Here is a 26,023-nt window from a genome sequence, read left to right as displayed (position 1 = left end):
CGCGTCGGTTCGGTGATGATCGACCCATGATCACCCGACTGGCCAAGGCGGGCCTCGCCGCAGCGCTGTCCGCGACCACCCTCGCCGCCGGCGCCGTCCTCGCCACCGGCGCCGCGGCCGCACCGGCCGCCCTGACAGGGACGTCCGCCGTGCAGACGTCGACGTCCGCCCAGCACGTGACCGTGTCGCAGAACGGGAACTACCCCGGCGGCTTCTTCACCTCCGGCAACATGTCGGCCGCGTGGGTGTCGGCCGGCACCGCGGACCTCACCGGCCCGACCCACTTCACCGTCGACCTGCCGCCCGGTGTCACCACCGGCGGCGCGATGTTCTACTCCACCCCGTACGACTACACCTTCACCGAGACGCTGTCGCCCGACGGCCGCCACCTGGAGGCCGTGCTCACCGGCACCCGGGTGGTCGGGAAGAGCGAGTTCATGAAGCTCAACCTGGCCACCACGCCGGGCGTGCCGATCACCGGCGTGATCACCGTGACGGCCGCCAACCCGAACGACACCGACCCGACCGGCCACATCTCCCGCTACGACCTCGGCAGCCGCAGCTACCTGCCGGCGACCGTCCAGGCCGCCCCGACCGTCACCGGCCTCGACACCGCCGGCGGCCCGGGCGCGGGCGGCACCGCCGTGACCGTCAGCGGCACCGACCTCGCCAACGGCATGGTGCTGGTCGGCGGCGTCCCGGCGCCCGGCACCTGCACCGACACGGCCTGCACGGTGACCACCCCGGGCGGCTCGGGCAGCGCCCCGGTCAGCGTGGTGACGCCCGGCGGCACGGCCGCGGCCCCGGCCGCCTTCGACTACACCGGCGCCCCGCCGCCGGCCCCGGCCGCACCGGTGGTCAGCAGCCTCTCCCCCACCTCCGGCCCGGCCGTGGGCGGGACCAGGGTGAACGTGATCGGCAGCAACCTGACGTACGGGACGGTGGCCTTCGGCGGGGTGCCGGCCACGCACGTCTCCTGCGGGCCGTCCTTCTGCACGGCCACGGCCCCGGCGGGCGCCCAGGCCGGACCGGTGGGCGTCACGGTCACCACGGCGGGCGGGACCAGCGCGCCGGTGACCTACACCTACACGGCGTAACGGCCGGACGCGGCGCAGCGGCCGCACGGGCGTACCGCCCGCCATCGGTGCCCGGGCTCCGCGGAGCCCGGGCACCGTCGCGTTGCGGGGCCGCCCGTCGCCGCCGGCCCGGCCGCGCCCGACCTCGGCCTCACCCCCTCGCCCGGCTTCGCCACAGCATGGAGTTGAACACGTTCAAAAGATAGGTCTAGAGTCGCTTCCGCGCAGGCGGGACAAGGCTCCGCCCGCACTTCGGCATGCTCGGCTTGGAGGTGTGCGAGATGGACGGCGACTCGGCGGTCATCCTTCGCAAGGTCCGACGGTGGCTCTGGTTCTTCCTGGTCTGCCTGGTGCTCAGCGGGCTGACCGCGTTCCCGCTGGAGACCGAGACCCGCTGGCTGGTCGACCTCGCCGCCGGCCCGGCCGCCCCGCTGAGCGACCGCCTCCCCGGCGCGACGGCCTGGCTCGAACGGGTCCACACCGGCATCGCCGAGACCAACGAGCGCCACCCCTTCCTGGCGTACGGCACCGACTGGCTGGCCTTCGCCCACCTGGTGATCGCCGCCGCCTTCTGGGGGCCGCTCAGGGACCCGGTCCGCAACGTCTGGGTGATCCGCTGGGCCGTGCTCGCCTGCGGGGCCGTCATCCCGCTGGCGCTGATCTGCGGGCCGCTGCGCGGGATTCCGCTGGCATGGCGATTCATCGACATGTCGTTCGGGGTCGTCGGCGTCATCCCGCTGCTGGTCGTGCTGCGGGCGCTGCGTCCGCTGGAGCGTTCCTGGCGCGAACCGGCGACGGCCGGCTGAGCCCGGCGCCGACGCGACCCGCCCACGGACCGGCACGGGCCCGGGCGGACCGGCACGGACCGCGCGGCGCCGCCCCGGGGCGCGCGGTCCCTGGCACACGCCGCGGCGCTCGCGGGGCGCCCCGGGTCACGGACAACGCCCTTCATCCGCAGGCCCTACCATCTGGCTCAACAGCTGCTGGGAGGCGGACGGGCGTGGCCGATGCGGTGATCGATCTCAATGCGGACCTCGGAGAGGGGTTCGGACGCTGGACCCTGACCGACGACGAGGCCCTGCTGTCCGTGGTGACCAGCGCCAACGTCGCCTGCGGGTTCCACGCCGGGGACCCGTCGACGATGCGCCGGGTCTGCGCGCTGGCGGCCGAGCGCGGTGTCCGGATCGGCGCCCAGGTCTCCTACCGCGACCTGGCCGGTTTCGGCCGCCGCGCGATGGACGTGCCCCCCGAGGAGCTCGCCGACGAGATCGCCTACCAGATCGGCGCGCTCCAGGTGTTCGCCCGCGCGGCCGGCTCCAGGGTCTCCTACGTCAAGCCGCACGGCGCCCTGTACAACCGGGTGGTCGGCGACTCCGAGCAGGCCGAGGCCGTGGTCGCCGGCGTGCTCCGGGCGGGCGCCGTCTGCGACGGGCCGCTGCCCGTGCTCGGCCTGCCGGGCTCCCTGCTGCTGGAGGTCGCCGAGGGCGTCGGGCTCCCGGTGGTCTCCGAGGCCTTCGCCGACCGCGCGTACGCCCGCACCGGCGCCCTCGTCCCGCGCCGCGAGCCGGACGCGGTGGTGCACGACCCCGAGTCGGTGATCACCCGCGCCGTCGGCATCGCCCGGGACCGCACGGTGGAGGCCGCCGGCGGCGAGCGGATCGCCGTCGAGGCCCGCTCGCTCTGCGTCCACGGCGACACCCCCGGCGCCGCCCAGCTCGCCTGGCGGATCCGCGGCGCCCTGGCCTCCGCCGGGGTCCGGGTGGAGGCCTTCACATGACGGGACCGCACCTGACGGCGGGAGCGGTGCACCCGGCCGCAGGGCCGCTGCACCCGACGGCGGGGACGGTCCGCCTGGTCGGTGACCGGGCGCTGCTGGTCGAGCTGCCCGGGACGGCCGAGGTGGCGGCGCTGTACGGCTGGCTGGCCGAGCGCCGGGAGGCGGGGGAACTCGGCGCGGTCGAGGAACTGGTGCCGGCCGCGCGCACCGTGCTGCTGGACGGCGTCGCGGACGTCGACGCGGTGGCGGCGCTGCTGCGCACCGCCCGTCCGACGGCGGCCGGAACGGCGCACGGGCCGCTGGTGGAGGTCCCCACCGTGTACGACGGCGCCGACCTGGCCGAGGTCGCCGCGCTGTGGGGGGTCTCCGAGGAGGCCGCCGTCCGGATCCACACCGAGCCCGGGTACGTCGTCGCGTTCTGCGGCTTCGCCCCCGGCTTCGGCTACCTCACCGGCCTCCCGGCCCGCTACGAGGTGCCGCGCCGGTCCACCCCGCGCAGCTCCGTCCCGGCCGGCTCGGTGGCCCTGGCCGGTCCGTACACCGGCGTCTACCCGCACCCCTCCCCCGGCGGCTGGCAGCTGATCGGCCGGACGGCGCTCCCCCTCTGGGACACCGACCGCGAGCCGCCGGCCCTGCTGGCCCCGGGCACCCGGGTCCGCTTCACGGCGGAACGGGGCTGAGGGGAGGCGGAGTTGAACGAGCTGGTGGTGGAGCGGCCGGGACCGCTGACCACGGTCCAGGACCTCGGCCGGCGCGGGGTCGCCCACCTCGGGGTGCCGAGGGCCGGGGCACTGGACGAGCCCGCGCTGCGGGCGGCCAACCGGCTGGTGGGCAACGAACCCGGGGCCGCCGGGCTGGAGACCACGCTCGGCGGGGTGGCGCTGCGGGCCGTCGGTCCGGTGCTGGTCGCCGTCACCGGCGCGCCCTCGCCCGTCCGGGTGGACGGCCGCCCGGCCGCCTGGGGCGCGCCGTTCGTGGTGCCGGCCGGATCGGTGGTCGACGTGGGGGCGGCGACGGCCGGGGTGCGCGGCTACCTGGCGGTGGCGGGCGGGATCGCCGTCCCGCCGGTGCTCGGCAGCCGCTCGACGGACCTGCTCGCCGGGCTCGGGCCGGCCCCGCTGACCGCCGGGGACCGGCTGCCGGTCGGCGCCCCGCCGCCGCACCGGCCCCGGCCCGAGCTGGTGCCACTGCCCGCTCCCCCGGCCGAGTTGGTGCTACGGCTGCGGCTCGGACCGCGCGCGGACTGGTTCACCCCGGAGGCGGTGGCCCGCCTCGGCCGCGACCGGTACCTGGTCTCGCCGACCGGGAACCGGGTCGGGCTGCGCACCGAGGGCCCGCCGGTCGCCCGCGCCCGGGAGGGCGAACTGCCCAGCGAGGGCATGGTGTTGGGCGCGGTGCAGATTCCTCCGGACGGGCAGCCGGTGGTGTTCCTGGCCGACCATCCGACCACCGGCGGCTATCCGGTGATCGGCGTCGTGCCGGTCGGCGACCTCGCGGCCGCCGCCCAGGCACGGCCGGGGACGCCGGTGCGCTTCACGCCCCTGCGAGAACGCTGAACGACGCGCGGGGTCCGTGCTCATCGCCCCAACAACAGCTCGGCGACGACGCGTTGGGCCGGGTCCAGCCGTGCCTCGCCCTCCTCGGCCGCCCAGACCGCGTTCTGCAGCACCCGGGCGAGCGTCCAGGCCGCCGCCACCTCGCGGTCCAGCTCCAGCGTCTCCGTCAGCAGGTCGAAGCGCCGCCGCAGCGACCGAGCGGGATCACCGGCGGCCACCACGTCCGCCCAGCGGTTGCGCAGCGCCGGGAGCAGCTCGAAGCCCGGGTGTCCGGCCAGCGGCTTGGGGTCGATGGCCAGCCAGGGCGCCCGGCCGCTGCCCGGGAGCGGGGCCAGTACGTTGCCGTAGTGCAGGTCCCAGTGCAGCAGGCGGTCGCCGGGCTCGGCGCGGACCGCGCTCAGGGCGGCCGCGCAGTCGGCGAGCAGGAGCCGCTCGGCCGGGTCGGCGAGGCAGGCGACGGCCGCCGGGAACCGCTCCAGCAGCCGGGCCGATCCGTCCGCCAGGGTCCGCAGCCCGGGCGGTGCCTGACGTAGCGTCAACTCCCTCAGCAGCTCCGCGATCACGCGCAGCGCCGCGAGGCCGTCGGGCAGGTCGAGCAGGGAGCGCCCGGGGTCCAGCCGCTCCAGCAGCAGGGAGCCGGTGGCCGGCTCGTGGTCGAGCAGCCGGACGGCGCCGCGGCCGTCCCAGCTCCGCAGGGCGAGCGGTTCGCCCACCGTCTCCTCGCCCACGGGCTGGAGCTTGAGCACCGCCGGTGCGCCGTCGGCCCGCAGGACGGGCAGCACCAGCCCGACCATGCCGTGCGCGACCGGACCGTCCGGACGCAGCTCCCATCGGTCCAGCAACTCGCCGGCCACGGTGGGCAGTCGGGCAGCCCAGTCCCGGCCCTCGGCGCCGAGGAACTCCTCCAGGGACGCGGCCAGCGCGGGCGGGACCTCGACGGGCATCGGGCGGGCTCCTCTCGGGCGGTCCGCCTCAGCCTACGGCGGGCCCGGAGCGGGTCGGCCGGGGCCTGTCCGGGTCGGGCCGGGCCGAAGCCGGGCCGCACTCACCCCCGTCCGAGCGCCTCCGCTGCGGCGGCCGCGAAGCCGTCGGGGTTGTCGAGCATGATGTTGTGCCCGCAGTCCGGCACCGCGACCACCCGTACGCCCGCGGCGCGGAGGGCGTCGGCGCCCGTCGGCTCGCCGTCCGCCTGCGGGTGGAGGAAGGTGCGCGGGAGGTCGAGGCCGAGCAGCGTCTCCCGCATCGTCGGGACGGTCGCCCGGGCGAGGTGGCGGGCGCTGCGGTAGACCGCCTCCGGGCCGGCCAGCCGCATGGTGGACCACCAGAACGGGCCGACCCGCTCGGCGACCTCGTCCCGGCCGCCGGCCAGGAACTCCTCCTCGGTGTGGGCCGCGATGCCGCTGCTGCCGGGGTTGCGCCGGTCGAGGTCGATCCGGTCCAGGTTGGCGTCCACCAGGAGCAGCCGCTCGACCAGGTCCGGGTGCCGCTGGGCGAGGACGATCGCGACCGCCCCGCCCATGCTGTGGCCGACCACCTCGACCCGGTCCGGCCCGGCGGCCGTCACCGCCGCCGCGACCGCGTCCGCGTGCTCCTCCAGCGTGTAGCCGAAGTCCGCCGGCCGGTCGCTGAGGCCGAAGCCGAGCAGGTCCAGCAGCAGCGACCGCCGCCCGGCGAGCAGGGGATGGGCGGCGGCGGCCGCGAAGTAGGCCGGCGAGCTGGCGCCGAGCCCGTGCAGGTAGAGCCGGACCGGCTCGGCGCCGGGCAGCTCGACCCAGCGGATCCGGTCGCCGTTCGGGGTGACGGGGGCCTCGCGCATTGCTCTCTCGCTCCTCTTCCAGGGGTGGCCGTTCCCGGTCGTCGGCTCCCGAAGGTCGAGGAAGCGGCTCCGGGGTTCCGGCGGACGACCAGGACAATACATCGGATTCGAGGTATCGCGGAAACGATATACCCACACCCCGAGGGAATGATCTGAGAGAGTGGCCCCATGCTGAAGCTCGCCATCCTCGGGTTCCTGTACGACCGCCCCCTGCACGGCTACGAGCTGCGCCGCCACCTCGCCGCGCTCACCGGCCACGTCCGCCCGATCAGCGACGGCACGCTCTACCCCGCGATCAAGCGCCTGGAGGCCGACGGCCTGCTGGTCCGCGAGACCGAACCGGGCAGCGCCGCCGCGCCCCGGCACACCCTGCACCTCACCGAAGCCGGCCGTGCCGCGCTGCTCGACCGGCTGCGCGGGCCCGAGCCGCTCGACGTCAGCGACGAGAACCGCTGGTTCACCCTGCTCGCCTTCCTGCGACACCTCGCCGACCCCGCCGCCCAGGCCGCCGTGCTCCGCCGCCGGCTGGCCTTCCTCGCCGAGCCGGCCAGCTTCTTCTACGAGGGCGACCGCCCCCTCGGCGCCGAGGAGTTCGCCGACCCGTTCCGGCGCGGCCTGCTGCTGGTCGCCCGCGCCACCACTGAGGCCGAACTCGCCTGGCTGCACGCGACCCTGGCCGACCTGGAGGACGGCCCGCGGTAGACCGCACCCGAGGATTCGCGCAACGGCGGGAACGCCGGACCGGCCCCGGCCCGACCCCCGGACGCGCCGCGGCCCGCGCCGACCGTCGAACGGTCGGTGCGGGCCGCAGGCGAAAGGGGGTCCGGCGCCTCGGGGCGGGATCAGTGCTGGTGGTAGGCGTGGACCACGGCGTGGCCGCGCCCCCGGCCGATCATCCACTTGTTGACCGGGACGGTCAGCACGAAGGCCAGGACCAGCGCGCCCGCCAGCGCCACCCAGAACAGCAGGTCCCCGAGGCCGGCGTCCATCGCCCCCGGGACGGTGACCATCACGGTGTTGTCGATCAGCTCCATCACCAGGATCGACACGGTGTCGGCGGCCAGCGCGACCTTGACCGCGGCGCCGACGTCGAGGCCGGCCCTCAGCACGCCGCGCATGGTCAGCGCGTAGCCGAAGACGAAGGCCAACAGGACCGAGAGCACCACGGTAGCGCCGTTGTGCAGACCGAAGGCGGTGCCGAGCACCAGGCCGAGGATCTCGCCGATGGCGCAGCCGGTGAGGCAGTGCAGGGTCGCCTGAGCGGCCGTCCGCCAGCCGGTGCCGCCCGCGCCCTGGCCCTGGTGGTGGCCGGCGTGCGCCCCGTGGCCGGCGCGGTCGTGCCCGTGGTGCTCGTGGCCACCGTGCTGCCCGTGGTGCCCGTGGTGCCCGTGACCGGCGTGCTGCTGGTCGGTGTGCTCGTGCTGCTCGTGCCGCGCGGGGTGCGCCATGTCGTCCTCCACTTGCCCCGGCGCCCCGTTCGGCGCCACTTCCCTCGTTCCGTCGCTGGTCGAACATATACCCCCATGGGGTATGTCGCAATCCCTCTCCGGCGCCCTCTTCCGCCGCGCACCCGTCCGTGTTCCGATGAGCGGCATGGCAGAGGAACGACGTGAGGGCTACGACGGAACGGGCGCGGGCGCGATCACCCCGGACGGCTGCGCCGTCGAGGTGTGGAGCCGCCTCCCCGCGGGCGAGGCACCGGACGTGATCGAGGCCGCGGTGCCGCCCGGCGCCCGCATCCTCGAACTCGGCTGCGGCGTCGGCCGGATGACGCACCCGCTGACCGACCGCGGCTTCACCGTGACCGCCGTGGACGAGTCCGCCGAGATGCTGGCCCGGGTCCGCGCGGACGTCCGTACGGTGCGCAGCCCGATCGAGGACCTGGACCTCGGCGAGCGCTTCGACGTCGTCGTGCTCGCCTCCTTCCTGGTGCACGCCGGTGACGAGACGGTCCGCCGGCGCCTGCTGGCGACCTGCCGCCGGCACGTCGCCGAGGACGGCTGCGTCCTGGTGCAGCGCGAGGGCGAGGACTGGCACCGGAACGTGCCGCGGGAGAGCTCGATCGGCCCGGACGCGCGGGCCCGGCTGGTCTCGGTCACACCGGTCGGCGACGGCGTCGACTCCGTGCGCTTCGAGTACGTCTTCCCGGACGGCACCTGGACGCAGACCTTCCTGTCCCGCCCGCTCGGTACCGAGGCGTTCGAGCAGGCGCTCGGGGAGGCCGACCTGGTGGTCGAGCGCTACCTGACCGCGGACCGCACCTGGGTCCGGGCGCGGCCGGCGCCGTAGCGCGCGTCCCGAAAGGGCTCCGGACCGAGGGGGACCCCGGCCGCGGAGCCGGAACAAAGGGTGAACGGAAAGCCGTCACCTTCACCCCGTACCATCAGCCGCGCGCCGGGCTCGCGCGCGGCCCGTGGGCCGGTCGGGTCACGGCGGTCCCGCACGCCCTTCCGACCCGCAAGGACCAGCCCATGCCGCCCCTGTTCCACGCCCGACGGATACCCCCGGCGGGTGCCCGGTGACCGAATGGTTCCACGGGGCCGTCCTCGGCCTGATCCAGGGACTCACCGAGTTCCTGCCGATCTCCTCCAGCGCCCACCTGCGGGTCTTCTCCGCCCTGTTCGGCTGGGCGGACCCGGGCGCGGCCTTCACGGCCGTCACCCAGCTCGGCACCGAGACGGCGGTGCTGATCTACTTCCGCAAGGACATCGCGTCGATCATCAGGACCTGGGCGCTGTCGCTGTTCCGGCCGGCACTGCGTTCGGACCCGGACGCGCGGATGGGCTGGTTCGTGATCATCGGCACCCTGCCGATCGGCATCCTGGGCAAGCTGTTCCAGGACACCATCGAGACCCACCTGCGCGACCTGCGGATCATCGGCACCACCCTGATCGTCTTCGGCCTGGTCCTGGCCTTCGCCGACCGCACCCGGGCCGTCCGGCACGCCCGCCCGATCACCGACCTGACGCTGCCGCACGCGGGCGTCTACGGCCTCGCCCAGGCGCTGGCGCTGATCCCCGGCGTGTCCCGCTCCGGCGGCACGATCAGCGCGGGCCTGCTGCTCGGCTACAGCCGGGAGGCGGCGGCCCGCTACTCGTTCCTGCTCGCCATCCCGGCGGTGCTCGCCTCGGGGGCGCTGGAGCTGTTCAAGATCGGTGAGGGCCCGGCCCCGGCCTGGGGGCCGACCATCCTGGCCACCGTGATCGCCTTCGTGGTCGGCTACGCGGCGATCGCCTGGTTCCTGAAGTACATCTCGTCCCACAGCTTCATGCCGTTCGTGGTCTACCGGGTGCTGCTCGGCGTTCTGATCATCGGTCTGGTCATCGGCGGCATCCTGACCCCGGACGCGGGCGCGGTGAAGTAGAACCGGGTTCCAGGAACGGGGACCCACGGACTGCGGGGACCGCGGAAGACGAGTGGGCCGGGACACCGACAGGGTGTCCCGGCCCACCGAACGTCGAGGCCCCGGGGCGGCTCTGACACGGCCCTAACGCCCGAACTCCCGGGCGGCGGTCAGTCGGCCGCGTACGGCGGCGTGGACCTCGGCCTCCTCGGCCGGGTCGGCGGCGAGCCTGCGCAACCGCTCCAGCACACGCGCGTCGCCCGTGGTGGCGACATGGCGCGCGGCGAGCTCACGCGTGGACTCCTCGCAGTCCCAGAGGCACTCGACGGCGGGCCCCTCCGGGAAGTGCACGTCGGTCGCGGCCAGCGCCTGGGCGGCGCGTCCGCGCAGTTCCGAGGAGGCGGCCTCCCCGTAGATGTGGCGCAGGACCGGTACGGCCTCGGCGGCGGCCAGCCGCCCCGCACCGTCCACCAGGGACCCGAGCCCGGTACCGCCGACCCCGCGCACCGAGACCCAGCGGCGCAGCCCGGCCACCACCAGCGGCGCGTCGGCCGGCTCCCCCGCGTCGGCGAGCAGCTGGACGGCGGCCTCGCCGAGCGCGCTGTCGGCGCCGCCGCTGGCCGGGTCGGCCCAGCGGCGGGCGTGCGCCAGCACCTCGGGGCCGCGCATCCGGCCGAGCAGTTCCAGGGCGGCGCGGACCATCCGGTCGTCCACGTCCGCGGCGGCGGCCTCGATCAGCTCGACGGCGGCCGGGTCGCGCTGGTCGACCAGGTGGCGCAGGGCGGCCCGGCGGGCGCCGGGCAGGCCGTCGCGGGCCGCCTCCAGCAGCAGCGGGCGGTCCTCCGGCCGGACGACGGCGGTCAGGCAGCGGGCGGCCGCGGCGGCGCGGCGGTCCACCGCGTCGGGGCCGGACGGCGGTTCGGTGCCGCGCGCGGGCTCCGGGCGGGTGTCCGGCCCGCCGAGGAAGGCGCCGGCGCCGAGGCCGCCGAGTTCGCCCTGGTCGGCCCAGGCCAGCACGTCGGCGGTGGACCAGCCGGGGGTGACGCCGCTGCGGTTGATCTGGCGTTGCCACAGGTCGAAGGGGGACTGTTCGCTGGCCGCCGCCACTCTGGGGTGGTAGGCCGCCCACAGCCGCCAGGGCCGGGGCTCGTACGCGTTGCGGATGAACTCGCGCAGCTCGGCGTCGCCCTCGGGGCCCGGCGCGAAGCGGTCCAGCACGGCGGTGCCGAGCAGCAGCAGGCCGCGGTCGTCGTCGCGCAGGGCGAGCTCGTCGAGGGCCCAGGACCAGTTGGCGCCGGTGGCGGCGTACTCGCGCAGCATCAGCAGCGCGTCGCGCCGGCCGTACGCGGCGAGGTGGCCCAGGACGGAAAGGGCGAGGCCGGTGCGGCTCTCGTCGTCGGTGACCAGGTCCTCGGCGGAGTGGAGGTGGTCCTCGATGCCGTCGAGGGGGGCTTCCAGCTCCATGTAGATGCGCGCGTAGTAGAGGGAGCGGCTCTCGACCTGCCAGTCGGCTCGCGGGTCCCTGGTGACACACTCCTCCAGCGCGGCGATGGCCTCGGCACGGTCGGCGGCCAGCGCGTGGAGCTGCCCGTCACCGCGGCCTCGCTGAAGGAGGCCTAGGAGGCTGGCACTGGGTGCTATCACTGGCTCGAACATGAGGTCAGCATCCGTTGCGGCGGTCGTAGTGGCAACGGGATTTCCGTCGCCGGGGTCTCTGGTCGGTACTGCGGTGGGCGCCCGGGCGCCGGAATCACCGAAGGTTACCGCCTCGGGCCCCCGTCCGCACACAGGGCGACGAACGCTCCGGCCACAGTGGCATATGCCAGAGGAATTTTGCCTGCGTTCTGTCCGAATCGCCCACAAGGATGACGACGCTGTGCGACAGTCTTCTCACTGTCCGAACGGTCCGCACCCCGCGGGCCGCACCCGAGCGATGGATCCGCCATGAACATGCCCTTAGGCGCCACCCGCCCTCCGGGAGCCGGCGCGGTGGACGGCGCCCCGACGGGCGGGAGCAGCGCGGCGGGCGCCGGGCGCGCCAGCCGCGGCACCACGGCCGACGCGCCGGGCACCGCGGGCGGGGCGGGCGCGGGCGACGCCGACGGCGGAACGGACGGCAGTGTGGACGGCACGGCGCGGGAGCCGTCCGGCCCCTCCCTCGGCGACACCGGCGACCACCACGGGGCCGGGGTCGACGACGGCCCGGTCGGCTCCGCCGAATGGGACCTGCTGACCGACGGGATCCTCTGGAGCCCGGAGACCTACCTCCTCCTCGGCTGCGACCCGGGACACGGCCCGCTCAGCCTCGACCGGCTGCCCGACCGCCTCCCCGAGGCGGACCGCCCGCTGCTGCGGCGGATGATGACCGACACCCTGGTGCACGGCCGCCACGCCGCCGGCACCCTGCGGGTCCGCCGGCCCGACGGGCGGCACGACGGCGTCGAGTGCGCGGGCGAGCCCGTCCTCGGCACGGACGGCACCGTCGTCGCACTGCGCATGCTGCTCCGCCCGGCCCCGCAGCTCTGAGCCGACGGCCCGGCCGGGGGCCGCACCCCGGGGACTCCTCAGGTCAGCCGGGGCCGGTTCTTGGCGTCCGCCGCCCGCAGCTGCCGGCCCAGCACCTCCCGCAGCTCGTCCACCGCCGGCAGCCCCCGGTACTGCGCGGTCAGCCGGTACATCTCGCGCAGCCGGTCCCAGGTCCGGTGCGAGGAGTTCTGGCCGATCAGGTTCATCACCATCTTGGCCTGGAACTGCGCCGCGTCCGGCTCACCGGTGAGCAGGTGCACCGAGGCCAGGGTGATCCGGTCGAACAGCGCCGAGCGCAGCTGCCCGGTGCCCTCCCGCAAGGTGATCACCCGCTCCGCGTGCCTGCGGGCGCCGGGCGCCGCCCCCGGGTCGTGCTCGGACAGCGTGCGCAGCACCAGGGCCTGCATGCCGCGCAGTTCGGCCTCGTCGAACACCTGCATCCACGAGGGCGGCGGCTCCGGCGCCTCCTCGCCGAACAGTTCCTCGGCCTCCCCGAGCAGCCGGTAGGTGTCCTGGGAGTGCCCGATCGAGGCGTGCGCCCAGGCCTCGACGGTGTTGAGCATGGCGCGGGTCCTGGGCATCAGCCGCCCGCCGGTCGCCTTGGCCGCCGACATCAGGTCGAGCGCGTCGTCGGCCCGGCCCAGGTGCACCATCTGCCGCGCGGCCCGGGAGATGGCCTCGCCGGCCCGCGGCCGGTCGCCGGCCTCCTTGGCCGCGTCCGCCGCGATCATGAAGTACTTCTGGGCGGTGGGCTCCAGGCCCACGTCGTGCGACATCCAGCCCGCCAGCACCGCCAGGTTGGCCGCGACCAGCCACAGCCGCCGCTCCACGGCGGGCGCGTGCCGGTGCGTCAACAGCCCGCCGACCTCGTTCAGTTGACCGACCACCGCCTTGCGCTGCAACCCGCCGCCGCGGGCCGCGTCCCAGGCCCGGAACACCTGCACCGAGTGCTCCAGCGACTCCACCTCGTCGAGCCCGACCGGGCCCGCGTCGTACACGTCCACCACCGGGTGCGCTCCGCCCCCGGTGACCACCTGTCGCGGCCCGGGGACGGAGGCCGCGTAGGCGACCGCGTCCCCGCTCAGCCAGCCCTTCAGCGAGTCGGCGATGACCGCCCCGGCCGTGAGCGCGGCTCCGGCGCCCACCAATCCACGTCGGTTCAGCATGAGGTCCATTCCCGTGAACTCGGTGAGGACCGCGGCTGTTCGATCCGGCGACCATGGCACTGCTGCGGGCGCTTCCGCTCCGGACCTGGTGGGCCGGTGTCGTTCCAGACCGAGGTCCTCAGTGGTGACGACACGTCCGAGCCGCTCCGTGAACACGGCCGCCAGCACCCTCGGCACCGGATCGCGCGGGATCTCCCCCTGCTCGATCCAACGCCGTACCCTCGAGGTGTCGGTGGACAGTTGCAGCTGTCCCATCGCGGCACCCCGACGGTTGACCAGCCGCGCCAGCTCGCCCTTCGACCATCCGGTCAGGACGAACAGATCGGCCAGTCGGGTGTTGGGTTCCCTGCTCAACGAAGCCCCCAGGTTCCTCGGCTGATCCGAGGCTAGAGGCTCGGGCAAGTGCCAGGCGAGCATTCGCCACCGTTCGCCAGGGCCCGCCAGACTACTAAGCCAGTGCCCGACGGGTGTGTTGTAGAGGTGCGCCACCTCGCCCCCCGGGTCGGGCGGCGTCCCACCAGCGTCGGGGCATGTCCCCCGACGGTGGCACGGGGCGCTCCCGGTCCTCACCCGAGGGGGTGGCGCGGCCGGGTGGCGCGGGAGCGCCGGGCACGGCCACGGCAGCCCGGCCGACCGCATTCCCCAGGGTGCGGACGGCCGGAGCACCGCCGAACAGGGGTTTCCTGACCCCGCGTCCGTGCCCGGCGCCCGTGCACCACCCACCGCACGAAGCACCGCATGACGTACCGCACCACCCGCAGGGCCGCCGTCACGCCAGGAAGCACACGGCACCGGCCCTCCCCCGCCCCCGCGGGGCAGCACCCGCCGACGGACCGGAAGGGACCACCCTCAGCCCATGTACTCCTCAGCGACGACCCCCACGCCCACCGCGACCCGCCCCGCGCTGCGCCCCCCCACCGCGGCCGTCGGCCGCACCGGCCCCCGGGCGGTGCCTCCGGCGGTGCGGCCCGCGGCGCCGCGCGGCGCGGAGGGCCGGGCCACGGACACCCGGGTCATCCCGACCGGCCGTACGGCGCTGGGCCCCGCCGGCCGTAGCGCGCTGGGGCTGCGCGGCCCCGAGACCGCCCTGCCGGCCGGTGGCCGGATGCCGCTCGCCCGGCAGGCCGACGGCCAGGTGCTGCGGGCCCGGCGGCCCGGCCAGCCCGGCGTCGGCGGCCCGGAGCGGATCGACCCGTCGGCGCTCCAGACCCCGGCGGTCCGGGCGGCGCTCGCCGGCGTCTCGCGGATATGTCCCGCGTTCACCCCGCGCCAGGTCCTGCGCGAGGGCAGCCGCCACATCCTGGTGGCGGGCACCATCGGGCGGGCTCCGGTGGTCGCCAAGTGCCTGGCGCCGCAGGCGGTGCGGAGTGAGTACTTCGAGCAGCTGGTGGCCGACTTCCACCACGAGGTGGCGGTGTACCGGGCGTTCGTCCGGCACCGTCCGCCGGTACGGCTGCCCCGCCTGGTGGCGGCCGACCACGACCGGTGCGTGCTGGTCATGGAGCGCGTGCCGGGGCGCCCGGCGGCCCGCGAGCGCCACCCGGTCAACGCGCCCACCCCGGGCGAGGTGCGGGCGCTGCTCAACTCGGTCCGTACGCTCAACCTGTGGCGGCCGCCGACCGACGTCTTCCGGCCGCGCCTGGACTACCAGTTGGAGATCTCCCGCTACCACTCGGTGGGCCAGCTCACCGACCGGGACGCGGGCGACCTGCGCGGCCTGCTGCACGGCCTCGGCCACATCCCGCTCCAGCTCTGCCACGGCGACGCCCTGCTCAGCAACATGCTGCTGGCGCCGTCCGGGCCGGTGCTGGTCGACTGGGAGCAGGCCGGCTGGTACCTGCCCGGCTACGACCTGGCGGTGCTCTGGAGCGTCCTGTCCGGGGACACCGCGGCGCGCCGCCAGATCAGCCAACTCGCCCAGAGCGGCGGCACACTGGCCCGGGACGCGTTCCTGGTGAACCTGGTGCTGGTGCTGATGCGGGAGATCCGGCTGTACGACGTGCCGGGCGCCGGCGAGGAGCAGCGGATCATGATCCGCCGGCTCTACGACGACGCGGCGCTCGCCCGCCGGGCCGTCCGCGCCGCCGTCGGGACGCGCTGACCGCGGGCGCGCTGCACCGCGGGTCCGACGGCAGGCCTACGGCCGGGCTCCCCGTTCGAGGGCGGCCCGGCCGGCGGCCTCCAGGACGGTCTCGTCCGGGGCCAGGTGCACCCGGCTGCTGAGCACGTCCCGCAGGTAGCGCTCCAGCGGGTGGCGCCGGCTCAGGCCGGGGTTGCCGGTGAGCGCGACGGCCTGCTGGACCACCGCCGTCGCGGCCCGGGTGGCCAGCAGGTGGGCCGGACCGGTCCGGGCGACGGCCTCCGGCTCGCCCCGGTCCACCCGGAGGGCCAGGCCCTCGACCAGTTCCTCGGCGCCGATCAGCTGGGCCTCGATCTCGCCGAGGGCGGTCCGGTAGCGGGGCAGGGCGCCGAGCGGCTCGGTCAGGTTGGCCGGGGTCCGCTGGTTGAGGAAGCGGATCAGCCACGCCTCGGCGGCCCGGGCGACGCCGATCGCCACCGCGGAGAGGGCCAGGTCGTGCCAGGCCAGCGAGAGTTCCGCCTCGGCGTCGGCATCCTGACGATCCGTCCGGCGACCGGCCGTCAGACCGAGCGCGAGGTCGGCCTGCACCCGGACCCCGTCCAGCACGACGTCGTGGCTGGCGCTGGCCCGCAGACCGAGCTGGTCCCAGGTCGGGTCGATCTCCAGGCCCTCGCTCTCGCCGCGGACCAGGAAGGTGCCGACCCGCGGTTCCTCCTCGTCGGTCCGCGCGGTCACCGCCATCCAGGCGAGCGCCTCGGCGCCGGTGCAGTACGTCTTGCGGCCCGTCAGCAGCCAACCGTCGCCGTCCCGTCGGGCGACCGTCCCGGGCAGCTCGCCCGCGACGGCGCCGGGCTCCGCCCGCAGCGTGTTGACCAGTGCCGGACCGCGCCGGGACTCGGTGAGCAGCCGCCGGTAGCCGGCCGTCGGCCAGTCGGCCCGGCGGGCCTGCTCGGCGTGCCGGAGCAGGGTGAAGGCGGTGACCACGGCCACCGAGGCGTCCCCGCGGCCGAGTTGGGACAGCACCCGGACGGTGTCGGCGAGCGTACCGCCCGGCCCGCCGTACCGCTCGGAGACGGTGAGGGTGAGCAGTCCGGCCTCGTGGACGGCCTCGATCCCCTGGTACGGGAAGGTCGCGTCGCGGTCGTGCTCCTCGGCCCGGGCGGCCAGCAGGTCGACCACCCGGGGCAGGCCGGCCAGGGCCGTCTCGACCGCGGTGCGGTCGGGGGCGGGGCTGGTGGGACCGGCGGGGGCGCCGGGCGTGGAACCGGGGCCGCGGGAACCGGTAGGCGTGGAACCGGTGGCTTCGAGATGGCCGGAATCCGACCGGCCGGAACCCGCCGACGGCGGAGCGGTCCGGGAACGGCGCCGGACGGCGGCCTCCTCGACCGGCGCGCTGTCGGCGGACGCGTTCTCGGGCGAACGATCGACGCTCGAACCACTGGCGGTCGAACGATCGGCGGTCGAACGGTTGGCGGTCGAACGGTTGGCGGCGCGGGTCGTCATGATGCGGTGCCTCCGGGCGGCAGCGTGGGCTCGGCGAATGCGGGCGGCACGCCGTACGGGCGCGCGGTTCCGATCGGCGGCCCCGGAGGTCGGTTCACGGCCCGCCCCCTGGTGTCGGCGCCGACCGGACACCCGGCCGACCACCCGCCGCCGGGGGACGGATCCCCCTCAGCGGCCCGGACACGCCGCGCTGGCGGTGCGCCGCAGATCCAGATGCCTGCGACGGGTCAGCAGCGGAAGACGGCACGGCATGTCCGCGACTGTACGAACCGTTGATCGATACCGTCAAGCAGCGTCCGGACCCCGGGCGGAACCGGTCGGCCTCGCCTGGATCCACCCCGCCGGGCTCAGCCCTGCTGGAACATGTCCGCCGGGAGCGGCTTCAGCAGCTGATACAGGTCGTCCGAAATCGGTCGGTCCCAGGACGCGATGGTGACCAGGACGCCGTCGCTGCGGCCGAACTGGGCGCAGAACACGCGTTCCTCGCTGACCTTGACCTTCTTCACGATCAGCAGGTCGTCCCCGAGCATCACCGGGAAGTCCTCGGCCGAGACGAACTCGACCGGCTCGTCGTTCTCCAGCGCCGCGAGCAGCTGCCGCACCTCGAAGGGCACCTCGTCGCCGGTCTCCCGGGCGGGCGAACCCTCGGGGAGGTTGCCGATGAACATCGCCGGGCCTCTGCCGCCGAACAGGTCGTAGCGCAGGAAAATCCCCTGGCAGGAGCCGTCCGGGCCGGTCATCATGGCCGCACCGAAGTCACCGGGCCAGTCGCCCGGGTCCATCGCGAGCACGTCGAAGTCCGGGCCGGCGGGCTGTCCGGAGCGACGGCGGAGAAAAGACATGGGAACATCGTACGTGTCCGGCACACCACGCTCGCGAGGTGGGTGGGGCGCCACCGGGGGACGAGCGGGAGATCGACGCTCAGAGACCAATGTTGACTCTGAGCAACCGTCCGGGCTACGTTCGGTTCAGCACGACAGCCGTTCTGGGTTTCACCCTTCGGGGGGACGGCATGTCGCAACGCGGCCCTACACGCGTTTCCCTCACTGTGCATTCGTCGTGCCGAACTGCCGAGCACCCAGCTTCGTCATCGCACACCGCACGAACACACAAGCCAACAGTTCCAATGCATCACAAGCCAGATCCGCGGGGCCCCGGCCCGTCGCTCCCGTGGATCTGCTCGGGACGCCGCCGCGTGGGGGCGTGCGGGTCCCGAGCGTCGGTGCCGTCGTCCGAGTCGCTCTCGGCTTCGGCACCAGCCTCCCGGCGACTGCCGGCCCCTTCGTGGGGCCGGGACCGGCCGACGCACCCCGGTGCGCAGGGGATGACTGGGAGGATGGCCTGGCAACACTGCCGGGCCGCACAGCAGGCGCCGTGTCTGGCCGCGTGGGGGCGGTGGGCACGGCGTCTGCCCGTGCTCATACTCTGAGCTGCGTTTGTCTAACAGTCAACAGAAATTCTGACGGGGCACGCTCAATAGATCATCAGTTGTGATGTTCGGACCCGAAAGACCACCTGCGGAGCGGACCCCCTTCGATCGGGGTCCGCTCCTGTGGTGACGGGCCCGGCGGGCCTGCTCAGCAGGCCTCTCTGCGGGCCTTCGCGGCGGGCCTTCCCGGCAGGCCTCAGGTGAGGTCGAACTCGCCGTCCCGGGCGCCGAGCACGAAGGCCCGCCACTCCGCCGGCGTGAAGACCAGGACCGGCCCGTCCTCCTGGCGGCCGTCCCGCATCCCGATGTAGCCGTCCACGAAGGCGATCTGCACGTCTCCGACGCCCTGGCTGCTGCACAGCCACTCCGCCCCGGTGAAGTCCACCTTGGGCTTCCCGTTCGGCGCCAGCTCCGGCTGTGCCCCGCCGACCTCCGTGTCCGTCCCGCTGTTGGATCCCACTGACCGATCTCCTCCCGACGGCGTTCCGGGGCCAGCCTAGCCACACCGCCCGGCCCCGGTCAGCGGGTTGACGAGGACTCCTCCAGGCGGGGACGGACACCGCCGGAGGAACGCTTGAGGCGTGTCCCGACCGGCGGGGGCGGCGGGCAGCTGCCAGAGTGCTGCCAGGACGCCGCCCGACCGCCTCCCCGGCCCGGGAGGCGTGGGAGGGCCCGGCGGCGCGGGAGGACGGGCCCGCCGGCCGTCCGGGAGTCCCCGGCGGGTCCGCATGGGTCCGCGTGGGCCCGGGCCGCTCGGTCCTGCTCCCTGACTGCTTCGCCCGTTCCGCCCGACCGCTCTGTCCGAACGATCCCCCACCGATCCGCTCAAGGGAGCAGCCGATGAGCCGCCGGGACGGCACCCGCGCCGATGTCATCCCCATCTCCGACGCCCCCTCGGCCCATCCCCCCGCACCCCGTACCCCTCCCTCGCCCACCCCGTTGCCCCGACCGACCCCCGCCCGGCCGGCCGCGCACGGGCGGGTCGGGATCGTTCTGGTCTCGCACAGCCAGGAACTGGCCACCGCCGTACGCTCCCTCGCGCTCGTGTTGACCGGATCCGACTCCCCCGCGCCGGTCGCCGCGACCGGTGGCGACCCGTCGGACGGACCGGGCATCAGCGCCGTCCTGGTGGCCGCCGCGACCCGCCGGGTGGACCAGGGCCACGGCGTGGTGGTGCTCGCCGACCTGGGCGGAGCGGTCAGCACCGTCCGCGCGCTGCTGTCCGAGGCGGACGAGCACGGGCTGCCGTTCCCGGTCCGGTTCGCCAACGCCCCGTTCGTCGAGGGCGCGGTGGCCGCCACCGCGACCGCCACGGCGGGCGGGGACCTGGCCGCGGTGCTGGACGCGGCGGAGGAGGCCTACCGGCAGCACAAGGGCTGACCCGGCTCGGGCGGGCCCTGGCGGGGCGCTGTGGCCTCCGGGGCGCTGTGTCCTCGGTGGGCGCTGTGGCGAGGTGGGCGGGGCGGGCGTACCGCCCGGGGTCAGGGGCGCTCCTTGCCCTCCCAGGTGAAGACCGCCGGGCCCTCGCACTCCAGCGCGTGCCGCAGCCGCTCGTGCTCGCTCTCGATCATCGGCGGCAGCTCGTCCAGCCCGAACCAGCCGACCTCCAGCGACTCGTCGTCGTTCACCCGCGCCTCGCCGCCGACCGCGCGGCAGCGGAAGGTCAGCACCAGGTACTGCGTCACATCGCCGTTCGGGTAGGTGATCTGCGGCGAGACCGTGACGGAGGCGAGCAGTTCGGGTACGACCACCACCCCGGTCTCCTCCTCGCACTCGCGCACCACGCCGTCGGCGGGCTGCTCGCCGGGGTCCAGGATGCCGCCGATCGGCGCCCACCGGCCGTCGTCCGTCCGCCGGGCGAGCAGCACCCGGTCGCGGTCGTCCAGGACGACGGCGACGACGGCGCTCAGCCAGAGCGGACGGGTGCCCACGAGGGCGCGGAGTTCGGCGAGGAAAGGGGGAATGGCCATGGGGCCGGAGCCTATCGGGGCGGTTCCGGGCCGGTCCGACGCGCGCGGCCGGTGTCGGGCCGCAGCAGGGCGAGCACGGTGAGCCCGAGGATGTGCAGGTCGAGCCCGAGCGAGCGGTGCTCGACGTACCAGAGGTCGAGCTCGGCCCACTCGGGCCGACTGAGCGGGCGGAGCGTCCGGCCACGGCTCACGGCGTGCAGCTGGGCCCACCCGGTGAGGCCGGGCCGTACGGCGAGCCGAGCGCGCTCGCGGCGGGAGTAGCGCACCACCTGGTCGGGGCCGACCGGCCGGGGTCCGATCACGCCCATCTCGCCGCGCGCCACGTTCCACAGCCGCGGCAGCTCGTCCAGGCCGGTGCGGCGCAGCAGGGCGGCGAGCCGGTCGTCCCCGCCGGTCCGGAAGCGGAGGAGCTGGAACTCGTGGCCGTGCCGGCCGGTCCGGGTCTGTCGTTGGAGGACCGGGCCGCCGGTGGTGCGGCGGAGCAGGACGGCGATCAGCAGGGCCAGCGGCAGTGCGACGACGGCGGCCAGGACGACGACGGCGAGGTCGCCGGCCCGTCTCATGAGGCGGCCACGGCACAATCCGGTCTACCGCCCATCGCTCCTCCTCCCCGGCGCTTCGAGCCGGAAGAACGCATTCACAGTAGAGGCGGGATGGAGCCTTCGTCCGGGAATGGTGAAAGAAGCGGGCCCAATATTGTCAGACTGGATGATATTCAGTCGATCTGACCAATTTCACTCGATCGGCGTTTCGAAATGCCGAGAGCGATCGACGTGACGGGTGGGGGGACCCTCCGGACGGAACCCGGCTTGCCGTACGGCTCGGCGGCCCTGCACACCGGCCGGGGGTGCCGTCAGAGCGCGGCGCGACGCCGGTCGCGGAACACGCCGAAGGCGATCCGGCCGAGCAGCAGGACGCCGGCGGCCAGGCAGCCGGCCACCGCCATCGCCCAGGCCGGCCCGTCACTGTCCGGAACGAACACGGCCACGACGATGCCGAGCGCCAGGCAGGCCAGGCCCACCACGGCCAGCGGGAGCTGGTGGGTGACCAGGGCTCCGCCACTGCACGCACGAGCCATCCGGGAGGCCCCGTGGAGGTGGAAGGGGTCACGGTCCGCATCTGCCATGAGCCCAAGGTACCCCGGGGCGGGACGGCGGGCAGCCCGCAGGGAGTGAAGGTTCGAGCACTCTGTGCGACCGGGGGATCCCAGCTGGTCAGGGGCTCGCGGGGGCCGCTCCGAGGTGTGTGTCCGAGACGTCCGCACGGGCATTCCGGCTCCACAATCAGTCCACGAAAAATCCTCGTCCCCCCGGTACAACCATCCGTCCGGTGCAGCGGTCTCAATGGCATTGAGTGATCCAGGAGCCGTTCGAGGGACGGGTGTGAACCCCCCACCGAGAACAGGAATATCCAGGAGCGGAGCCGCCGCCCCTGGAGTCGGAGGCCGGGCTCCGTCCTCCGGCGGTACCGCCACGCCGCTCGGCGAACGAGGGGGAACCGTGCCGCAGTCCCAGTCCAGTACATCGACCTCCATGGCCCGCGCGCGGCCGACACCCGGCGTGCGCGCGCTGCCGCCGCCGGGCGGGTGGCCGGCGGGCCGGCGCGACACCGGCCGGCCCGGCGACCGCCTGCGCGCCGACCGCCCGCACGGTGAGCGTCTGCGCGGTGAGCGCTTGCTCGGCGACCGCGTACACGACGAGCTCCTTCACGACGAGCGCCGACGTGACAAGCACCGACACGACGAGCACCGACACGACGAGCGCCGACATGGCGAGCACGGGCACGGCGAGCCCCACGGTACGCACCGGGGCGGCGGGGGCCGTCACCGGGCGGCCGTCGATACGGAACAGCAGGACGCTCGGGGCGAATGGCTGCGGTTCGCCCCCGTCCAGCCGCTGTTCCGCGCCCTGGCCGCCCAGCGGCTCGCGGTGCTCGCCTACCACGGGGTGACCGACCACCGTTCCTTCGGCGCCCAGCTCGACCGGCTCCAACGGCTCGCCACGCCCGTCTCGCTCGACGCGGTCCTCCAGGCCGTGGCCGAGCGGCGGCCGCTGCCGCCCCGGAGCGTCCTGGTCACCTTCGACGACGCCGACCGGAGCGTGCTCACCCACGCCCTGCCGGCCCTCGACGCCCGGGGCATTCCGGCCACCGCGTTCGTCATCTCGGAGCTCATCGGCACCGAGCGGCCGTTCTGGTGGCACGAGGCCGACTTCCTCGCCCGGCACGGGGGCCGGGCCCGGTCGCTCGACTGCGGACACCCGTCCCAGCTGCTCCCACGACTCAAGGCCATGCCGGACCCGGACCGTCGACGCAGTCTGCACGAGCTGCGGGTCAGCGCCGACCGCCGGCCGCCCCGTCAGGAGCAGCTGACGCCGGCCGACCTGCTCGCGCTGCGGGACGGGGGCGTCGCCATCGGCAACCACACCCAGGGGCACCCGTGCCTCGGGCGCTGCGACGACGACACCGTGCGCACCGAGATCACCGGCGCCCACGAGGCGCTCACCCGGTGGCTGGGCGAACCACCGATCGCGTTCGCCTACCCGGACGGCGGCCACGACGTCCGCGCCGAAGCCGTCCTCCAGGAACTCGGCTACCGCCTCGGCTTCCTCTCCGACCACCGCCTGGGGCCCCGGCTCCCCTCCCACCCCCTCCAGATCAGCCGCCTCCAGGTCGACTCCACCACCAGCACCCGCCGCTTCGACACCATCCTCTCCGGCCTGGAACCCGCCTACCGCCGCTGGCGCCGCCAAGCCGTCGCATAGCCGGAGGGCGCACGCCTCCCGGAGCCCAATTCCGCACCAGAAGTCGGCCAGGCCGACTTCTGGTGCGGCCAACATTCGAGCCACCAGGCCACCGGGCCACTGCGCGAGAAGTCGACCAGATCGACTTCTCGCGCACCCGGCCAGATCATTTCCAGCGCCAGAGAATTCAGAGAGCACCCATACCCTCCAACTCCCCGTCGATCTACGCGAGTAGAGGGACTCCTGCGGCACTCGGCCCGCACGCCCATCACCCCCGCACCAAAAGTCGACCCGGCCGACTTCCTGCACACCCGACCGACCCGAAGCTCCGCCCGGCGACGATTCTATGCGCGTAGACGCTACTGGGGCAGTCGATCGAGGAAGGAAGGGGCAGCACCTCCTGCCGCACCAGAAGTCGGCCGGCCCGACTTCTTGTGCGCCCCTGGGCCCGACGAAAGGGTTGCCAGGCCACCCCTGACCTCCACCGTGGCGACGACCAACGCAGTACAGGAAGTCGACTGCGACTTCCTACTGCGCGCCAGAGGGAGAGAGGGTCATCTATGCGCGTAGAACCAGACCGCCAGGCCCAAGACTGAGGCCGACCACTGCGCGAGAAGTCGACCTGGTCGACTTCTCGCGCGCCGCAACGCCCGACTGGCGACCGGCAGGCCTCGAAGGTGACCGCGTCCACGGGCGATGACGCCCGGGCCCCTGCGCAGGAAGTCGGGCTGATCGACTTCCTGCGCGCCGCGCGAGAAGTCGGGCGTTCGCCGACCTCGGGCGCGAACAGGAAGTTCGCGCGGTCGCTGCGCCGGAAGTCGGCCGGGCCGGCTTCTCGCGCAGTAGGAGTCCGCGCCGTGTACAGGGAGGCCGGGGCGGGTTGGCTACTGGCTCATGCCAAGCCCGCAGGGCTCGCACGTGAGAAGTCGGCCGGGTCGACTTCCCACGCGCGGAGCTTGGCTCGACCCTCGCGGACGCCATGGTTCTATGCGCGTAGATACGGAAGGTCGGGTGGGCCGACTTTCTGTGCGCCGGTAGACGGGTCAGGCGATGAGGGTGGCGAGGGTGGCGCCCTGGGGGTAGAGGGCGGCAGCCGGGGGGAGGGTGGCGGGGGCGCCGGCGTGGAGGACGGTGAGGGTTCCCGTGCCGGGGCGGGTGGGGTCGGCGACGCGGCGGAGGGCCTGGGCGGCGACGGCGCCGGCGGAGCCGAGCAGGGTGAGCGCCGGGGAGGCGGTCGGGGCGACGGCGGCGCGGATGCGGTCGTCGACGAGCTCGTAGTGGGTGCAGCCGAGCACGATGACGTCGGTGCCGGCCGGCGTCCGCGCGGCGGCGTCGGCGATGGCGGCCGTGACGGCCTCGTCGTCGCCGTGCTCGACCGCGTCGGCGAGGCCCGGGCAGGCGACCTCGGTGACGTCCGCCGAGCCGCCGAAGTCGCGGATCAGCCCGCGCTGGTAGGCGCTGCCGGTGGTGGCCGGAGTGGCCCAGATGGCGACCCGGCCGCCCCGGGCGGCGGCGGGCTTGATCGCCGGGACGGTGCCGATCACCGGCAGCCCGGGCTCCAGCTCGGCCCGCAGGGCGGCGAGCGCGTGGACGGACGCCGTGTTGCAGGCGATCACCAGCGCGTCGGGCTCGAGCGCGGCGGCGGCCCGGCAGCAGCCGAGGGCCAGCTCCGTGACCTCTTCCGGCGTACGCGGCCCCCACGGCATCGAGGCCGGGTTGGAAGAGAGCACCAGATCCACGTCCGGGCGCAGCTTCCGAAGGGCGGCGGCGGCAGCCAGCAGGCCGATTCCGGAGTCCATCAGTGCGATCTTCACGGGTCAAGACTTTAGTCGATCCGCCCACCCGGCCCGGTTCTGCGGCAGACTGCCGACGTGACCGTCCTGCTGTGGATCGCCGCGTTCTCCCTGCTGGTCTGGCTCTGGCTGGCGTGCTGCCACGGCTCGTTCTGGCGCACCGACGTACGGCTGCCGCCGCGTCGTCCGCCGGTTCGCTGGCCACGGGCGGCGATCGTGGTGCCGGCCCGGGACGAGGCGTCGGTGCTCCCGGTGAGCCTGCCGACGCTGCTCGCGCAGAAGTACCCGGGGCAGGCCCGGGTGATCCTGGTGGACGACCACAGTTCGGACGGCACCGGCGCGCTGGCGGCCGAGCTGCGGACGATCGACGGACTGGAGCTGACCGTCACCACTCCTCCCCCGCTGCCGCCGGGCTGGACCGGCAAGCTGTGGGCGCTGCGGCACGGCGTGGCGCTGGCCGGTCCGGACGTCGAGTACCTGCTGCTGACGGACGCCGACATCGCGCACGGCCCGGACTCGCTGGCCGAGCTGGTGGCCGCCGCCGAGAGCAACGGGCTGGACCTCGTGTCCCAGATGGCCCGGCTACGGGTGGAGACCGGCTGGGAGCGGCTGGTCGTGCCGGCCTTCGTGTACTTCTTCGCCCAGCTGTACCCGTTCCGCCGGAGCAACCGTCCGGGGGCCCGGACGGCGGCCGCGGCCGGCGGCTGCTCGCTGGTGCGGCGCGAGGCGCTGGAGCGGGCGGGCGGGGTGGCGGCGATCCGGGGCGCGGTGATCGACGACGTGTCGCTGGCCCGCGCGGTCAAGTCCACCGGCGGCCGGACCTGGCTGGGCCTGGCCGGCGAGGTGGACAGCGTGCGCCCGTACCCGCGGCTGGAGCAGCTGTGGCGGATGGTGTCGCGCAGCGCGTACGCCCAGCTCAGGCACTCGCCGCTGCTGCTGCTCGGGACGGTGCTGGGGCTGGGACTGGTGTACCTGGTGCCGCCGGTGGCGACGGTGGCCGGGCTGGTGGCGGGGGCGCCGGCGGTGGCGGCCGCGGGCGGGGCGGCGTGGGCGCTGATGGCGGGCACGTACCTGCCGATGGTCCGCTACTACGGGCAGCCGGCCGCGGCCGTCCTGCTGCTGCCGTTCACCGCGGGGCTGTACCTGTTGATGACGGTCGACTCGGCGGTGCAGCACTGGCGCGGCCGGGGCGCGGCGTGGAAGGGCCGGACGTACTCCGGGGCCTGAAAAACCCCCTGCGCGACGGG

At 74.8% G+C, this 26,023-nt stretch carries 26 protein-coding genes; 13 read left to right on the top strand and 13 right to left on the bottom strand.

What is annotated here, in order from left to right:
• Window positions 1-26 precede the first annotated feature (26 nt).
• The 5 genes from ACZ7RU_RS34420 (at window position 27) to ACZ7RU_RS34400 (ending at window position 4,409) form a co-directional block, all read left to right on the top strand.
• On the top strand, window positions 27-1,097 hold the full coding sequence (locus ACZ7RU_RS34420; protein ID WP_470344919.1) for an IPT/TIG domain-containing protein: 1,071 nt from the start codon (window positions 27-29) through the stop codon (window positions 1,095-1,097).
• A gap of 260 nt (window positions 1,098-1,357) precedes the next feature.
• Window positions 1,358-1,882, top strand: a complete 525-nt coding sequence (locus tag ACZ7RU_RS34415) for a hypothetical protein (protein WP_470344918.1) — start codon at window positions 1,358-1,360, stop codon at window positions 1,880-1,882.
• A gap of 194 nt (window positions 1,883-2,076) precedes the next feature.
• Window positions 2,077-2,853 carry a LamB/YcsF family protein gene (locus tag ACZ7RU_RS34410; RefSeq protein ID WP_470344917.1) on the top strand — a complete coding sequence of 259 codons (777 nt, stop codon included), beginning with the start codon at window positions 2,077-2,079 and terminating at the stop codon, window positions 2,851-2,853.
• A complete protein-coding gene (gene pxpB / locus ACZ7RU_RS34405; RefSeq protein ID WP_470344916.1) occupies window positions 2,850-3,533 on the top strand; it encodes a 5-oxoprolinase subunit PxpB in 684 nt (227 codons plus the stop codon). Before ACZ7RU_RS34410 ends, pxpB begins: the two co-directional genes overlap by 4 nt.
• Window positions 3,534-3,545: 12 nt before the next feature.
• Window positions 3,546-4,409, top strand: a complete 864-nt coding sequence (locus tag ACZ7RU_RS34400) for a 5-oxoprolinase subunit C family protein (RefSeq protein WP_470344915.1) — start codon at window positions 3,546-3,548, stop codon at window positions 4,407-4,409.
• Between the two features lie 20 nt (window positions 4,410-4,429).
• Here the strand turns inward: ACZ7RU_RS34400 and ACZ7RU_RS34395 are convergent, their stop codons facing one another.
• Entirely contained in the window at window positions 4,430-5,353 is a 924-nt protein-coding gene (locus tag ACZ7RU_RS34395; RefSeq protein WP_470344914.1) for an aminoglycoside phosphotransferase family protein, read from the bottom strand.
• 101 nt (window positions 5,354-5,454) lie between these two features.
• The gene (locus ACZ7RU_RS34390) at window positions 5,455-6,225 is read right to left on the bottom strand and encodes an alpha/beta fold hydrolase (RefSeq protein WP_470344913.1); all 771 of its coding nucleotides are present in this window, start codon (window positions 6,223-6,225) and stop codon (window positions 5,455-5,457) included.
• A gap of 168 nt (window positions 6,226-6,393) precedes the next feature.
• Between ACZ7RU_RS34390 and ACZ7RU_RS34385 the strand changes: the two genes are divergently transcribed.
• Window positions 6,394-6,927 (top strand): PadR family transcriptional regulator, encoded by a 534-nt coding sequence (locus ACZ7RU_RS34385; RefSeq protein WP_470344912.1) that lies wholly within the window; start codon window positions 6,394-6,396, stop codon window positions 6,925-6,927.
• A gap of 140 nt (window positions 6,928-7,067) precedes the next feature.
• On the opposite strand, the gene ACZ7RU_RS34380 is transcribed toward ACZ7RU_RS34385, so the two are convergent.
• On the bottom strand, window positions 7,068-7,673 hold the full coding sequence (locus ACZ7RU_RS34380; RefSeq protein WP_470344911.1) for a DUF4396 domain-containing protein: 606 nt from the start codon (window positions 7,671-7,673) through the stop codon (window positions 7,068-7,070).
• Between the two features lie 145 nt (window positions 7,674-7,818).
• Here ACZ7RU_RS34380 and ACZ7RU_RS34375 point away from each other — a divergent pair, with 145 nt between their 5' ends.
• Window positions 7,819-8,514 carry a class I SAM-dependent methyltransferase gene (locus ACZ7RU_RS34375; RefSeq protein WP_470344910.1) on the top strand — a complete coding sequence of 232 codons (696 nt, stop codon included), beginning with the start codon at window positions 7,819-7,821 and terminating at the stop codon, window positions 8,512-8,514.
• Window positions 8,515-8,743: 229 nt separating this feature from the next.
• Window positions 8,744-9,589 (top strand): undecaprenyl-diphosphate phosphatase, encoded by an 846-nt coding sequence (locus tag ACZ7RU_RS34370; protein ID WP_470344909.1) that lies wholly within the window; start codon window positions 8,744-8,746, stop codon window positions 9,587-9,589.
• 123 nt (window positions 9,590-9,712) lie between these two features.
• Here the strand turns inward: ACZ7RU_RS34370 and ACZ7RU_RS34365 are convergent, their stop codons facing one another.
• Window positions 9,713-11,224: a HEAT repeat domain-containing protein gene (locus ACZ7RU_RS34365; RefSeq protein WP_470344908.1), complete on the bottom strand. Its 1,512-nt coding sequence runs from the start codon at window positions 11,222-11,224 to the stop codon at window positions 9,713-9,715.
• Window positions 11,225-11,512: 288 nt separating this feature from the next.
• On the opposite strand from ACZ7RU_RS34365, the gene ACZ7RU_RS34360 reads away from it, so the two are divergent.
• Window positions 11,513-12,094, top strand: coding sequence for a hypothetical protein (locus tag ACZ7RU_RS34360; RefSeq protein WP_470344907.1), 582 nt, complete (start codon window positions 11,513-11,515; stop codon window positions 12,092-12,094).
• A gap of 38 nt (window positions 12,095-12,132) precedes the next feature.
• Here ACZ7RU_RS34360 and ACZ7RU_RS34355 read toward each other — a convergent pair whose 3' ends face one another.
• Entirely contained in the window at window positions 12,133-13,614 is a 1,482-nt protein-coding gene (locus tag ACZ7RU_RS34355) for a DNA-binding protein NsdB (protein ID WP_470344906.1), read from the bottom strand.
• Window positions 13,615-14,365: 751 nt separating this feature from the next.
• Here ACZ7RU_RS34355 and ACZ7RU_RS34350 point away from each other — a divergent pair.
• Complete coding sequence (locus tag ACZ7RU_RS34350) at window positions 14,366-15,361, top strand: aminoglycoside phosphotransferase family protein (protein WP_470344939.1); 996 nt, start codon at window positions 14,366-14,368, stop codon at window positions 15,359-15,361.
• 36 nt (window positions 15,362-15,397) lie between these two features.
• On the opposite strand, the gene ACZ7RU_RS34345 is transcribed toward ACZ7RU_RS34350, so the two are convergent.
• From ACZ7RU_RS34345 to ACZ7RU_RS34330, 4 genes are all read right to left on the bottom strand, one after another.
• A complete protein-coding gene (locus tag ACZ7RU_RS34345; protein ID WP_470344905.1) occupies window positions 15,398-16,843 on the bottom strand; it encodes an acyl-CoA dehydrogenase family protein in 1,446 nt (481 codons plus the stop codon).
• Between the two features lie 168 nt (window positions 16,844-17,011).
• Window positions 17,012-17,095 (bottom strand): putative leader peptide, encoded by an 84-nt coding sequence (locus ACZ7RU_RS34340; RefSeq protein ID WP_350526312.1) that lies wholly within the window; start codon window positions 17,093-17,095, stop codon window positions 17,012-17,014.
• A 95-nt stretch (window positions 17,096-17,190) separates the two neighbouring features.
• Complete coding sequence (locus ACZ7RU_RS34335) at window positions 17,191-17,685, bottom strand: hypothetical protein (protein WP_030288620.1); 495 nt, start codon at window positions 17,683-17,685, stop codon at window positions 17,191-17,193.
• A 783-nt stretch (window positions 17,686-18,468) separates the two neighbouring features.
• On the bottom strand, window positions 18,469-18,732 hold the full coding sequence (locus ACZ7RU_RS34330) for a DUF397 domain-containing protein (protein WP_470344904.1): 264 nt from the start codon (window positions 18,730-18,732) through the stop codon (window positions 18,469-18,471).
• Window positions 18,733-19,112: 380 nt separating this feature from the next.
• Between ACZ7RU_RS34330 and ACZ7RU_RS34325 the strand changes: the two genes are divergently transcribed.
• Window positions 19,113-19,652: a PTS-dependent dihydroxyacetone kinase phosphotransferase subunit DhaM gene (locus ACZ7RU_RS34325; RefSeq protein WP_470344903.1), complete on the top strand. Its 540-nt coding sequence runs from the start codon at window positions 19,113-19,115 to the stop codon at window positions 19,650-19,652.
• Between the two features lie 101 nt (window positions 19,653-19,753).
• Here ACZ7RU_RS34325 and ACZ7RU_RS34320 read toward each other — a convergent pair whose 3' ends face one another.
• From ACZ7RU_RS34320 to ACZ7RU_RS34310, 3 genes are all read right to left on the bottom strand, one after another.
• Window positions 19,754-20,242, bottom strand: coding sequence for an NUDIX hydrolase (locus tag ACZ7RU_RS34320; RefSeq protein ID WP_470344902.1), 489 nt, complete (start codon window positions 20,240-20,242; stop codon window positions 19,754-19,756).
• 11 nt (window positions 20,243-20,253) lie between these two features.
• The gene (locus ACZ7RU_RS34315) at window positions 20,254-20,805 is read right to left on the bottom strand and encodes a sugar transferase (protein WP_470344901.1); all 552 of its coding nucleotides are present in this window, start codon (window positions 20,803-20,805) and stop codon (window positions 20,254-20,256) included.
• Between the two features lie 290 nt (window positions 20,806-21,095).
• Window positions 21,096-21,368 carry a hypothetical protein gene (locus ACZ7RU_RS34310; RefSeq protein WP_387759770.1) on the bottom strand — a complete coding sequence of 91 codons (273 nt, stop codon included), beginning with the start codon at window positions 21,366-21,368 and terminating at the stop codon, window positions 21,096-21,098.
• A gap of 406 nt (window positions 21,369-21,774) precedes the next feature.
• Between ACZ7RU_RS34310 and ACZ7RU_RS34305 the strand changes: the two genes are divergently transcribed.
• Complete coding sequence (locus tag ACZ7RU_RS34305) at window positions 21,775-23,004, top strand: polysaccharide deacetylase family protein (protein ID WP_470344900.1); 1,230 nt, start codon at window positions 21,775-21,777, stop codon at window positions 23,002-23,004.
• A gap of 1,022 nt (window positions 23,005-24,026) precedes the next feature.
• Here the strand turns inward: ACZ7RU_RS34305 and ACZ7RU_RS34300 are convergent.
• Complete coding sequence (locus tag ACZ7RU_RS34300; protein ID WP_470344899.1) at window positions 24,027-24,797, bottom strand: glutamate racemase; 771 nt, start codon at window positions 24,795-24,797, stop codon at window positions 24,027-24,029.
• 57 nt (window positions 24,798-24,854) lie between these two features.
• Here ACZ7RU_RS34300 and ACZ7RU_RS34295 point away from each other — a divergent pair, with 57 nt between their 5' ends.
• Window positions 24,855-26,003: a glycosyltransferase gene (locus ACZ7RU_RS34295; RefSeq protein ID WP_470344898.1), complete on the top strand. Its 1,149-nt coding sequence runs from the start codon at window positions 24,855-24,857 to the stop codon at window positions 26,001-26,003.
• The last annotated feature ends 20 nt before the right edge of the window (window positions 26,004-26,023 follow it).

It is taken from the genome of Kitasatospora sp. NPDC114501 (genome assembly GCF_055633695.1).
This window is presented reverse-complemented; position numbering and strand designations above follow the sequence as displayed.